This is a genomic window from Streptosporangium amethystogenes subsp. fukuiense (assembly GCF_042665875.1).
GTDB lineage: Bacteria > Actinomycetota > Actinomycetes > Streptosporangiales > Streptosporangiaceae > Streptosporangium > Streptosporangium fukuiense.
Genome location: NZ_JBHTEE010000001.1, coordinates 1,556,081 through 1,568,437, shown reverse-complemented (window position 1 = coordinate 1,568,437; position 12,357 = coordinate 1,556,081). Strand labels below are relative to the sequence as shown.

The following is a 12,357-nucleotide window of genomic DNA, read 5'->3' as shown; positions in this document are numbered from 1 at the left end:
CCAGCGGATGCGGGCCCGTGCGCCGCCGGGCGGTCACCGTGCTGGGGCCGCGGTGGTCCAAGCCCTTCAACGCCGGGGTTTCGCCCGGCTCCCGGCACCGGCGGTGGCCGACCCGAACCCGGAACGCGGAAGGCCCCCTCACCATGGGAGGGGACCTTCGCACGGAAGCACGGCCGGATTCGCGCCGCCGGGCTCAGCTGGGGGAACCGGCGGTCTCCTGCTCCCCGGAGCGCTTGAACTCCGCCTCGGCCAGCTCGTTGTCGCGGTCACGGCGGTACTCACGGAGCGAGTAGGCGATGGCGGCGGCCCAGATGGCGGCGATGGTGATGTAGGCGACCGTCTGGACACCGCCGGAGGCGCCGACCCAGTCGCTGCGCAGCAGGGTCCGCACGTTGGTCAGGACGATGACACCACCGACGGCGGAACCCAGGATGCGCGGCGGGATGTGGCGGACCAGCCAGGCCGCGATGGGGGCCGCGATGACGCCGCCGAGCAGCAGGACGGCCACCCAGGAGAAGTCGATGTTCTCCGAGCCGATGCCGACGAAGAAACCGATGCTGGCGGCGATGGCGACCAGGAACTCACTGGCGTCGATGGAACCGATCACCTTGCGCGGCGCCAGGCGGCCGCTGGCCAGGATCGCCGGGGTGCCGACCGGACCCCAGCCGCCACCGCCGGTGGCGTCGATGAATCCGGCGACCAGGCCGAGGGGTGCGAGGAAGCGCTTGCGCAACGGCTTGCCCAGGTTGCCGCGCGGCAGGCCGAAGGCCGTGAAGCGGACCAGGACGTAGACACCCAGCGCGAGCAGGATGACCGACATGACCGGGGCGGCGACCTCGGTGGAGAGGCCGGACAGGAAGGTGGCTCCCGCGAACGCGCCGACGGCGCCGGGGAGACCGATCTTGGCGACGACCTTCCAGTCGATGTTGTCGAAGCGCCAGTGGGACACACCGGAGGCGAGGGTCGTGCCGATCTCGGCGAGGTGGATGGTGGCCGAGGCGGCGGCGGGGTTGGTGCCGATGGCCAGGAGCAGCGTCGTCGAGGTGACACCGTAGGCCATGCCGAGGCTGCCGTCGACGAGTTGCGCCGCGAAGCCGACCAGGCCTAAGAGGATGAGCGCACGCACGACGCCTCCTTCCCATTTTCCCTACTATGTTGATAGGAAACATGGTTATTGAACTTCACGGCGACGTCAAGTCACGTTTCGCGCAAGGTGTCTCAGGTCGTGGACATCTTCGTCTCACACGGGCCGTCAGTTCGGTCGACATCCGCTGTCAGGCTCCGCGTCGCCTGCCGTTCTCGGCCACCGGCGACAGGAGCGCGGCCAGACTGACGGTGTCGACGATGGCGTTTATCGAGGTCTCGATGTTCAGCCACACCGTGCGCAGTCGTACCGCCTCTCCGAAGTAGGCCACGTCCCCGGTCGGCAGACCCCGCACCGAGGTCAGCTCGCCGCCGACGGCACGCAGGACGTCTCCGACCGAGATGTCCACCGGCGGCCTGGTGAGCGTGAAGCCGCCCTCGTGGCCCCGCTGGGCGAAGACGAGGTCGGCACGGCGCAGGTCGGTCAGAATGCCGCGCAGGAAACTCGCCGGGATCCCCTGCGTCTGGGCCATCGTCTCCGACTTGACGGGGGCGGGATCGCTCAACGCGATGACCAGCATCGCCCTCAGGGCGTAGTCGCTCCGCGCCGTGACGTGCATCAGGCAGCCCCCCGACAGTGCGTCTCCAGATGGCCTCATGTGGGTCGGTGCCGATTAATCTACTATCTCTACAGGTTAACTGTGAATTATTCTCGGCTGTGGGACACTCCCTGCGCCCCCGAGGTGCCGCACTCCCCCGCCGGAAAAGCGGGGGCCACCCCACACGGAGGAGCCGACGGTGAACACCTGGGTCACCACCCTGCTCGGCGCGCTGACCGGGCTGGTCCTGCTGTGGCTGGCTCTCGTCGCCGCCCTCGCGGTCGCGCGCCCTCGCGGCAACGCGCTCGGCGAGGCGCTGCGGCTGCTCCCCGACCTGCTCCGGCTCATCCCCCGCCTGGCCCGGGACGGCTCCCTGCCGCGCGGCGTCCGCGTCAGGCTGTGGCTGCTCCTCGGCTATCTCGCCATGCCCTTCGACCTGGTCCCCGACTTCGTCCCGGTCCTCGGCTACGCCGACGACGCGATCGTCGTCGCCCTCGTCCTGCGCTCGGTGGTCAGGCACTCGGGCGAGGCGGCTCTCACCCGGCACTGGCCTGGCACCGCCGAGGGCCTGCGAGCCGTACGGCGGCTGGCCCGCATCCCCGCGGAACCGGATGCCGGGGACCCCGAGACGGGACACCGCCCCTGACCCGGTCCCGACCGCCTCAGAGGGCTCCGATCCGCCCAAGGCGGCCAAGCCACACCCCACCTTTACCGGAACCGGCAGGTGAAGCGTGATTAGTCAGGCGATACCTCGCACAAACCTGCGGCACAGGTACTGCCGCATATTTTGGGCAGCTCTTCAAGAGTTGATTGCCGATCTTTGATTTGCCAAGCTCTGCACTGTGTCGTCCTGACTGGGGAGAGGGGGCGGCACCTCGAAAATCGGAGGGGTCTGTCGTGCTCGTCACGCTCGCGGCACCAGTGGCGCCGATCGCCGCACATCAACTACTCGTCTTCTTACTGCAGGTGGGACTGCTCCTGCTGCTCGCCCTCACCTTCGGCCGCCTGGCCGGGCGACTCGGCATGCCCGCCGTCGTCGGTGAACTGTTCGTCGGGGTGGTCCTGGGACCCTCCTTCCTCGCCCATGTCGCACCCGGCCTGTCCACCTGGCTGTTCCCGCAGGACAGCGCCCAGTTCCACCTGCTCGACGCGGTCGGGCAGATCGGCGTGCTACTGCTCGTCGGCATCACCGGCATCCACATGGACATGGGGATGGTCCGGCGCAGGGGCGCGACGGCGGCCGGAGTCAGCATCGGCGGCTTGCTGGTGCCGCTCGCGTTCGGCATCGGCGCCGGATTCCTGCTCCCGGCCACACTCATCCCCACCGGAACCGAGCCGCTGGTCTTCGCGCTCTTCCTCGGCGTCGCGATGTGCGTCAGCGCCATCCCGGTCATCGCCAAGACCCTGATGGACATGGGGCTGCTCCACCGCAACATCGGGCAGCTCACGCTCACCGCGGGCATGATCGACGACGCGTTCGGCTGGTTCATGCTGTCGATCGTGTCGGCCATGGCCACCACCGGCCTGCGCGCGGGGAGCGTGCTGGTCTCGCTGGCCTGCCTGCTGGCGGTCGTGGTCTTCGCGCTCACCCTGGGCCGCCCCCTCGTGCGGCACTCGTTCCGGCTCACCTCCCGGGACGAGGACTCCGGCTCGTCCGTCGCGACCGCGGCCGTGCTGATCCTGCTCGCCTCGGCCGCCACGCACGCGATGGGCCTGGAGGCGGTCTTCGGCGCCTTCGTCTGCGGCATGCTGATCGGCACCGCGGGCGGCGTCGAACCGTCGCGGCTCGCCCCGCTGCGCACGGTGGTGCTCTCCGGCTTCGCACCGATCTTCTTCGCCACCGCCGGACTGCGCATGGACCTGACGTCCCTGGCCGACCCGATGGTGCTGCTCGCCGGGCTCGCCATCCTGGTCGTGGCGATCGTCGGCAAATTCCTCGGGGCCTACGCCGGAGCACGCGCCAGCAGGCTCAACCGATGGGAGGCCCTGGCCCTGGGCGCCGGACTCAACGCGCGGGGCGTCATCGAGGTGGTCGTGGCCATGGTGGGCCTACGGCTGGGCATCCTCAGCGTCGAGGTCTACACGATCGTGGTGCTGGTGGCGATCGTGACCTCCCTCATGGCACCGCCGATCCTGCGCTGGGCCATGGCCAGGGTGGAGCAGACCACCGAGGAGGAGTTGCGCAGGAACGAGCAGCTCGCCTGGTCGAACCAGCCCCAGACGAACGGCGCCGACCCGCTGTAGCGGTACGCCGACCCGGCCGCTGGCCGATCACCCCGACCTTGTCGGGGTGATCGGCCAGCGGCGGCCGGGAAGCGGGTCACGAGCCCTCCTCGGCGAGGGGCGCCCGCGGGCCCGGGAAGACGGGAAGTGTCAGGACCATGGTGAGACCGCCCCCGGGCGTCTCCTCAGGCAGCAGCGTGCCGCCCATCGCCTCGGCGAGCCCCCGGGAGAGCGCGAGGCCCAGGCCGACACCGGTGTGGTTGTCGCGGTCACCGAGCCGCTGGAAGGGCATGAAGATCCGGTCATAGGCCTCGGGCGGTATGCCCGTACCGCGGTCGACGACGCGGATCTCCACGTGGTCGCCGTGCCCGCTGGCCGTGACGAGGACCTTCATGTCCTCGGGGCTGTAGCGGACGGCGTTCGACATGAGGTTGACCAGGATGCGTTCCAGCAGCACCTGGTCGGCGACGATCTCGGGCAGCCCGGCGGAGACGTCACCCTCGATCCGCCGGGACGGCTCGCCGAGATCGTCGATGGCGCGCGGCACGATCTCCTCCAGCGCGGTCGCCTCCAGGGCCACCCCGAGCACCCCCGCCTGCAGCCGGCTCATGTCGAGCAGGTTGGCGACCAGGCGGTCCAGCTTGACCAGGGACTCGTCGGCGGTGGCCAGCAGCTCCGCCCTGTCCTCCGGGGACCAGTCGACGTCGGTGGCCCGCAGGCCCTCCACGGCCGCCCTGGCCGAGGCGAGCGGGGTGCGCAGATCATGGCTGACCGCGGCGAGCAACGCGGTGCGCATCCTGTCGGCCTCGGCCAGCGGCCTGGCCTGCTCCGCCTCCTCCTCCAGCCGGTCCTGCCGCAGGGCAACGGCCGCCTCGGCGGCGAAAGCCTCCAGCACCCGCCGGTCGGAGGCCTCCAGCAGCCTGCCCCGTACGGCGAGGACGAGCCGCTCGTCGATGACCACGTCGGTGTCCGCGGCGCCGGGCGAGGTGCAGGGCACGTCGACGCCGGCGGCGGCGACGATCCGCCACGCCTCGGGGTCGGCCTGGTCCTCGGGCACCGGCTCTCCGGTACGTTCCAGCAGGGTGACCGAGGACAGCCCGAAGGTCTCCCTCAGCCGGGCGAGCAGCGAGGCGAGCACGTGCTCGCCGCGGAGCACGTGTCCCGCCAGGGTGGAGAGGATCTCCGCGTCGGCACGGGCGCGGGCCGCCTCCCTGGTCCTGCGGGCGGCGAGGTCGACGACGGCGCTCACCATGACGGCCACCAGCACGTAGACGCTCAGCGCGAACAGATTCTCCGGGTCCGCGATGGTGAAGCCGGCGAGCGGCTCCGTGAAGAAGTAGTTGAGCAGCAGGAAGCCGAACACGGCCGCGGTGACGGCCGGCCACATGCCGCCCACCAGGGCGACCACGATCACCGTGAGCAGGAAGAGCAGTATGTCGCTCGGCAGGTTCACCCCGTCGCGGAGCAGGCGCAGTCCCAACGCCAGGACCGGCAGCCCGAGCATCGCGAGGACCCAGCCGGTCACCCGCCTGGGGCGGGTCAGCGCGGCCCGCGACGGGGCTCGGTCGCGCCCTTTCTTCATCTCCTCGTGGGTGACCATGTGAACGTCTATGGACCCCGACTGCGCGATCGTGGTCACCCCGACCCCCCGGGAGAGGATCTGGGCGAACCTGCCGCGCCGGGACGCCCCCAGCACCAGCTGGGTGGCGTTGACGCCGCGCGCGAAGTCGAGCAGGGCGCGCGGGATGTCGTCGCCGACGACCTGGTGGTAGGTGCCGCCCAGGTCCTCCACCAGCGTGCGCTGGCGGACCATGCTCGCCGGATCCACTCCGGCCAGCGCGTCGGCGCGCGTGACGTGCACGGCCAGCAGGTCGGCTCCCTTGCTCCTGGCCGCGACCCTGGCGGCCCGGCGCACCAGCGTGTCGCCTTCCGGGCCGCCGGTCAGCGCGACCACGACGCGCTCCCGTGCCTCCCAGGTGCCGGAGATGCCGTGCTCGGCGCGGTAGCGGTCGAGCTGCTCGTCGACCTTGCCCGCGACCCACAACAGGGCCAGCTCGCGCAGCGCGGTCAGGTTGCCGACCCGGAAATAGTTCGACAGCGCCGCGTCGACCTTCTCCGGCGCGTAGACGTTGCCGTGCGCCATCCGGCGGCGCAGCGCCTCCGGGGCCATGTCCACCAACTCCACCTGGTCGGCTCGGCGCACCACCTCGTCGGGCATCGTCTCGCGCTGAACCACCCCGGTGATCTCCTCGACCACGTCGTTGAGCGACTCCAGGTGCTGGATGTTGACCGTGGAGATGACGTCGATGCCCGCGTCGAGGATCTCCTCGACGTCCTGCCAGCGCTTGGTGTTGCGCGAGCCGGGCACGTTGGTGTGGGCCAGCTCGTCGATCAGCGCGACCTTGGGCCTCCTGGCGATGACGGCGTCCACGTCGAGTTCGGTGAACGTGCACCCGCGGTGGTCCATGCTCCTGCGCGGGACGATCTCCAGGCCCTCGAGCAGTTCCGCGGTACGGGGACGGTCGTAGGTCTCGACGAGGCCCACGACCACGTCGGTGCCTCTGGTGAGGCGGCGGTGGCCCTCGGAGAGCATCATGTAGGTCTTGCCGACCCCCGGGGCGGCTCCGAGGTAGACCCGCAGCCGCCCCCGTCTTACGTTCATCACATCTCCTTGAGTGTGGAGACCCCGGTCCCCGGCCCCGGGGCGGAGGTCAGCCTCCGTCGAGCGCCAGATTGAGTGCGAGGACGTTCACCGCCGGTTCGCCCATGAAGCCGAGGAAACGGCCCGTGGTGTTCTCCGCGATCAGCCGCCTGACCCTCTCCACTGGTACTCCGCGCTCCCTGGCCACGCGGGCCGCCTGGAGTTCGGCGTAGGGGACCGAGATGTCCGGGTCAAGGCCGGAGCCGCTGGCGGTGACCGCGTCGGCGGGCACGACCGCCCGGACCGTCGTACCGCGGACCGGAACGGTGCGGCCGGCCGCGTAGCTCTCGCCGGGTCTACCGCACTCGACCCTGACACCACGGTACTCGGCGACGAACGGGGGCGCGGGGCAGGCCTGGTTGACGCTGACGGCCCTGGTCGGGGTGCCGGCCGCCGGGAAGACCTTCAGCACGGCACCGACGCCGTCGGGTGTGCAGTACGGCCGGGCACCGCTGACGCCCTCCAGTTCCCCGACGGCCCTGGAGCGGGCGCAGACCTGGGTGAGCAGGCTCCGTCTGCCCTCGCCCCCGGCACCCGGAACGGGCAGGACGTCCACGACGTCCTCGGGTCCCAGGTTGCTCGCGGCGGTGGAGAGCATGTCGTAGCCGTCGCCGGCCATGGACGGCCGGCTCTGGAAGTACCTCCCGACGGGCCTGCCCGCCGCGTCCGTGAAGTTCTGGCCGACGAGCGCGCTGCCCACCTCCCGTCCGTCCTTCTCCACGAGGGAACCGTTGGCCCCGTCGTGGAAGGCGAGCTGAGCGATGCCGGTGACCACCAGCGGGTAGAGGGCACCGGTGAGCAGGGTCAGGACGAGCAGCGCGCGGAGCGCGGCGAGATACCTGTGCATCCAGATGGGCATGTGTTTCATTTACGACATTCCCGGAAGGAGGTGGATGAGAAGGTCTATCAGCTTGATGCCGATGAAGGGCGCGACGATGCCGCCCAGACCGTAGACGTAGAGGTTGCGGCTGAGCAGCTTCGACGCGCTGGAGGGGCGGTAGCGCACACCCCGCAGGGCGAGCGGGATCAGCGCGATGATCACCAGGGCGTTGAAGACGACCGCGGACAGGATCGCCGACTGCGGACCGGCCAGACGCATCACGTTCAGCGCGTCCAGGCCCGGGTAGACCGCCGCGAACATCGCGGGAATGATCGCGAAGTACTTGGCGATGTCGTTGGCGATCGAGAACGTCGTCAGCGCGCCGCGGGTGATGAGCAGCTGCTTGCCGATCTCGACGATCTCGATGAGCTTGGTCGGGTTGGAGTCGAGGTCGACCATGTTGCCGGCCTCCTTGGCGGCCGACGTGCCGGTGTTCATCGCCACCCCGACATCGGCCTGCGCGAGCGCGGGCGCGTCGTTGGTACCGTCACCGGTCATCGCGACCAGCCGGCCGCCCTCCTGCTCCGACCTGATCAGCGCGAGCTTGTCCTCCGGAGTCGCCTCGGCCAGGAAGTCGTCCACCCCCGCCTCGTCCGCGATCGCCCTGGCCGTCAGCGGATTGTCACCCGTGATCATGACCGTGCGGATGCCCATCCGGCGCATCTCGTCGAACCGCTCACGCATCCCCTGCTTGACCACGTCCTTGAGATGAACCACCCCCAACACCCGCGCCCGGCCGTCGGCGATCTCACCGACGACCAGCGGGGTGCCACCGGAGCCGGAGACGGCGTCGACGATGCCTCCGACCGCCTCGACGGGGTGGCCGCCCTGCTCGCGGACCCACTTCATCACGGCGGTGGCGGCGCCCTTGCGGACCTGGCGCCCTTCGAGGTCGACGCCGCTCATCCGGGTCTGCGCGGTGAACCCGATCCACCGGGCGCGGGCGAGCTCTCCCGGCAGGCGCTCTCGCAGGCCGTGCTGCTGCTTGGCGTAGACCACGATCGAGCGGCCCTCGGGGGTCTCGTCGGCCAGGCTGGCCAGCTGCGCGGCCTCCGCCAGCTCCTCCGCGGAGACTCCGGGGGCGGTCAGGAACGCCGACGCCTGCCGGTTGCCCAGGGTGATGGTGCCGGTCTTGTCCAGCAGCAGGGTGTTGACGTCCCCGGCGGCCTCGACCGCGCGGCCGCTCATCGCGAGCACGTTGCGCTGGACCAGGCGGTCCATGCCGGCGATGCCGATCGCCGACAGCAGCGCCCCGATGGTGGTCGGGATGAGGCAGACCAGCAGCGCGACCAGCACGACACCGGTGACACCGTCCTCGGTCAGGGCCGGTGAGTCCGGGACCCCGGGGTTCTGGGCCTTGGCGTAGATCGCCATCGGCTGCATGGTCGCGGTGGCGACCAGAAAGATGATCGTCAGGGCGGCCAGCAGGATGTTGAGGGCGATCTCGTTGGGCGTCTTCTGCCGTCCGGCGCCCTCGACCAGGGCGATCATCCGATCGATGAAGCTCTCGCCGGGCCGCTGGGTGATCTGGACGACGATCCGGTCGCTCAGCACCTTGGTGCCCCCGGTCACCGCCGACCTGTCACCGCCCGACTCGCGGATGACCGGGGCCGACTCACCGGTGATGGCCGACTCGTCCACCGAGGCGATGCCGTCGACCACGTCGCCGTCACCTGGAATGATCTCTCCGGCCTCCACCACGACGAAGTCTCCCCGCAGCAGCTCGGGAGCCCCGACGACGTCCCACTCGGCGGAGTCGCGGCCACGCAGCCGCCGCGCCGTGGTCTCGCGCTTGGCGGCGCGCAACGCGGCCGCCTGCGCCTTGCCGCGCCCCTCGGCGACGGCCTCGGCCAGGTTGGCGAAGAGCACGGTCAGCCAGAGCCACACCACGGCGGCCCAGGCGAAGAACGAGGGGTTCACCACCGCGAGCGCCGTGCTGAAGGCCGCGCCGATCTCGACGATCAGCATCACCGGGTTGCGCCAGAGCGTGGCCGGGTTGAGCTTCCTGAACGCCTCGGGCAGCGATGTGACCAGTCGCCCGGGATGGAGGAGGCCGCCGCCCACCCTGCCGTTTCCGGGGGTGGGGGTACGGCCCGGCAGCTGGAACGTCCGGATGAACATCACTGGATTCCCTCCGCGAGCGGGCCGAGTGCCAGGGCGGGCAGGAAGGTCAGCCCGACGAGGATCACCGTCACGCCGACGACCATGCCGACGAACTGCGGCCGGTAGGTGGGCAGGGTGCCCGCCGAGACGGGCACCGGCGCCTGCACGGCCAGGGAGCCGGCCAGCGCGAGCACGAAGATGATCGGCAGGAACCGGCCGAGGACCATGCACAGGCCGAGAGCCACGGTGTACCACGGCGTGTCGGCGGTGAGGCCGCCGAACGCGGAGCCGTTGTTGTTGGCCGCGCTGGTGAAGGCGTACAGCACCTCGGAGAAGCCGTGCGGGCCGCTGTTGAGCATGCCGGCCCGCCGCTCGGCCGAACCCATCGCCAGTGCCGTGCCGGTCAGCACCAGCACCGGCGTGACCAGGAAGTACATCGCGGCGAACTTGATCTCCCGGGAGCCGATCCGCTTGCCCAGGTATTCGGGGGTACGGCCGACCATGAGCCCGGCCACGAAGACCGTGATCACCGCGAGGACGAGGATGCCGTACAGACCCGCGCCGACGCCGCCGGGGGCGACCTCGCCCAGCATCATGCCGATCATCGTGATCATGCCGCCGAGCGCGGTGAACGAGTCGTGGGAGGAGTTCACCGCGCCGGTCGAGGTCAGGGTGGTGGCGGCGGCGAAGGCGGCGGAGCCCGGCACGCCGAAGCGCACCTCCTTGCCCTCCAGCGCGGCGCCCACCGCCTGCGGGACCGTGCCGCCGTGGGCGGTCTCCAGCCCGGTGAGCAGCGCGACGCCGGTCAGCGCCAGGATCCCCATGACCGCGACGATCGCGTAGCCCTGCCGCCTGTCGCCGACCATACGGCCGAAGGTGCGGGGCAGCGCGAAGGGGATCAGGAGGATCGCGAAGATCTCCACCCAGTTGGTCAGGCTCGTGGCGTTCTCGAAGGGGTGCGCCGAGTTCGTGTTGTAGAACCCGCCGCCGTTGGTGCCCAGCTCCTTGATGATCTCCTGGCCGGCCACCGGGCCGCCGGTGATCGCCTGGGCGCCGCCGGTCAGGGTGGTCACCTCGTGCGGGGAGGCGAAGTTCTGCACCAGTCCGCCCGCCAGCAGCACGACCGCGCCGACGAGGGCGATCGGCAGCAGGACGCGCAGGGTGCCGCGGACCAGGTCCACCCAGAAGTTGCCCAGTTCCTCGGTCTTCTGCCGGGCGAAGCCGCGGACCAGGGTGATCGCCACCGCCATGCCCACCGCGGCGGACACGAAGTTCTGCACCGCCAGGCCGGACATCTGCACCAGGTGGCCCATGGTGGACTCACCGGAGTAGGCCTGCCAGTCGGTGTTGGTGACAAAGCTGACCGCGGTGTTCCACGCGACGTGGCCGGTCACCGGCGGCCGGCCCAACGACAGGAACAGCCTGTCCTGCAGCCGCTGCAGCCCGTAGAGGAAAAGGACGGAGACCGCCGAGAACGCCAGCAGGCTGCGGGCGTAGAGCCCCCACCTCTGCTCGGCGTCCGGCCGCACGCCGGCGAACCGGTAGATCATCCGCTCGGGGGCGAGGTGCCCGGTGTCGTGGTAGACGCGGTACATGTAGTCGCCCAGCGGCCGGTGGACCACCGCGAGGGCGACGACGAGGGATCCGATGAACAGGATTCCGGCCGTGGTCGACGTCATCAGAAGCGCTCCGGGAAGAGCAGGGCCACGACCATGAAGACCACCAGGCCGACGACCACGACCAGACCGGCCGCGTTGACGGTACTCACAGCCGTTCCACCGCCTTGACGACCAGCCCGAGGAACGCGAAGACCGCGATCGTCAGGGCGACGAAGATGACGTCTGTCATCCCACTCCTCGCATCCAGGGTTTGTTCTCACCACCGCCCGACGGGCAGGGCACATGCAAGGAAAGCGCTGCTTTCCGCGCTTATTGCGCCTCTTGACGGTTTCCATACGCCCCGGCACCCAGGCTTGACGCCTCCCCCGGACGGGGCCCGGCATACCTTGACGACCGCTTGACGTCCGATCACCGGCTCCCGCCGGTGGCGGCTTCCGTACGAACGACACCGTGGGCGAGAGGCTTCTATGATCGGGAAGGTGGCTGCCCCGATCTCCCGCCCCAGCGCCCGTATCCTGCTGGTCGACGACGACGACCGCCTCCTGCTGTTCCGGTTCCAGGCTCCCGCGCACTGGCCCGCCGAGCACTTCTGGGCCACCCCGGGCGGAGGGGTGCACGAGGGGGAGAGCCTGGCCGCCGCCGCGGTCCGCGAACTGCGCGAGGAGACCGGGCTGGACGTCGCGGAGGAGCGGCTGGGGCCCGTCGTGGCCCGTACCTCCGGCCTCGCCGAGTTCGGCGACGTCCTGGTCGAGGCGACCGACTCGTTCTTCTTCCTGCGCGTCGCCGGCCACACCGTCGACGTCTCGGGGCAGGAGGAGCTGGAGCGCTCGCAGATCTCGGCGCACCGCTGGTGGCCGCACCGGGAGTTCCTGACCACCCGGGAACTGGTCTTCCCGGTCAACCTGTCGGCCCTGCTACCCGGCCTGCTGGCCGGAGACCTTCCCGCGGAACCCGTCCTGCTGCCCTGGCGGAGCGGCGGATAGCCGTCCCTGCCGTCTCCGGCGTCGTATCGCGTGCCGCCCCGGGGATTCGAACCCCGAACATCCGCGTCCTGAGCGCGGCGCCTCTGCCGTTGGGCCAGAGCGGCCTGGCGCGCCGTGCGGCGCGCCGGTGGTGCCGTGTTCGATGCCGCGCCGCCGTGCTGCGCCG

The 12,357-nt window shown here is 70.6% G+C and carries 10 protein-coding genes and 1 tRNA gene; 3 read left to right on the top strand and 8 right to left on the bottom strand.

The genetic code is table 11. The features are described from left to right. Positions 1-193 precede the first annotated feature (193 nt). Together ACFQVD_RS06755 and ACFQVD_RS06750 are read right to left on the bottom strand one after the other, a co-directional pair. The gene (locus ACFQVD_RS06755; RefSeq protein WP_343973453.1) at positions 194-1,126 is read right to left on the bottom strand and encodes a sulfite exporter TauE/SafE family protein; all 933 of its coding nucleotides are present in this window, start codon (positions 1,124-1,126) and stop codon (positions 194-196) included. Positions 1,127-1,274: 148 nt separating this feature from the next. Continuing rightward, a complete protein-coding gene (locus ACFQVD_RS06750; RefSeq protein ID WP_343973450.1) occupies positions 1,275-1,703 on the bottom strand; it encodes an RrF2 family transcriptional regulator in 429 nt (142 codons plus the stop codon). 178 nt (positions 1,704-1,881) lie between these two features. Here ACFQVD_RS06750 and ACFQVD_RS06745 point away from each other — a divergent pair, with 178 nt between their 5' ends. Together ACFQVD_RS06745 and ACFQVD_RS06740 are read left to right on the top strand one after the other, a co-directional pair. Further along, entirely contained in the window at positions 1,882-2,328 is a 447-nt protein-coding gene (locus ACFQVD_RS06745) for a YkvA family protein (RefSeq protein ID WP_343973447.1), read from the top strand. 251 nt (positions 2,329-2,579) lie between these two features. Then, positions 2,580-3,926, top strand: coding sequence for a cation:proton antiporter (locus ACFQVD_RS06740; protein ID WP_343973445.1), 1,347 nt, complete (start codon positions 2,580-2,582; stop codon positions 3,924-3,926). A gap of 76 nt (positions 3,927-4,002) precedes the next feature. Here the strand turns inward: ACFQVD_RS06740 and ACFQVD_RS06735 are convergent, their stop codons facing one another. From ACFQVD_RS06735 to kdpF, 5 genes are read right to left on the bottom strand one after another with little or no spacing between them, the layout of a single operon-like run. Next, positions 4,003-6,567 (bottom strand): DUF4118 domain-containing protein, encoded by a 2,565-nt coding sequence (locus tag ACFQVD_RS06735; protein ID WP_386270623.1) that lies wholly within the window; start codon positions 6,565-6,567, stop codon positions 4,003-4,005. 49 nt (positions 6,568-6,616) lie between these two features. Beyond that, a complete protein-coding gene (locus ACFQVD_RS06730; protein ID WP_386270621.1) occupies positions 6,617-7,465 on the bottom strand; it encodes a potassium-transporting ATPase subunit C in 849 nt (282 codons plus the stop codon). Positions 7,466-7,474: 9 nt separating this feature from the next. Then, a complete protein-coding gene (gene kdpB, locus ACFQVD_RS06725) occupies positions 7,475-9,607 on the bottom strand; it encodes a potassium-transporting ATPase subunit KdpB (RefSeq protein ID WP_364154575.1) in 2,133 nt (710 codons plus the stop codon). Next, positions 9,607-11,268, bottom strand: coding sequence for a potassium-transporting ATPase subunit KdpA (kdpA, locus tag ACFQVD_RS06720; RefSeq protein WP_343974045.1), 1,662 nt, complete (start codon positions 11,266-11,268; stop codon positions 9,607-9,609). Before kdpA ends, kdpB begins: the two co-directional genes overlap by 1 nt. Then, on the bottom strand, positions 11,268-11,357 hold the full coding sequence (gene kdpF, locus ACFQVD_RS06715) for a K(+)-transporting ATPase subunit F (RefSeq protein ID WP_037972605.1): 90 nt from the start codon (positions 11,355-11,357) through the stop codon (positions 11,268-11,270). The genes kdpA and kdpF overlap by 1 nt, the downstream gene beginning before the upstream one ends. 330 nt (positions 11,358-11,687) lie before the next feature. Here kdpF and ACFQVD_RS06710 point away from each other — a divergent pair, with 330 nt between their 5' ends. Continuing rightward, complete coding sequence (locus ACFQVD_RS06710) at positions 11,688-12,191, top strand: NUDIX hydrolase (RefSeq protein ID WP_343974038.1); 504 nt, start codon at positions 11,688-11,690, stop codon at positions 12,189-12,191. A 31-nt stretch (positions 12,192-12,222) separates the two neighbouring features. Here ACFQVD_RS06710 and ACFQVD_RS06705 read toward each other — a convergent pair. Further along, positions 12,223-12,295 (bottom strand) — tRNA-Leu (locus ACFQVD_RS06705). Between the last annotated feature and the right edge of the window lie 62 nt (positions 12,296-12,357).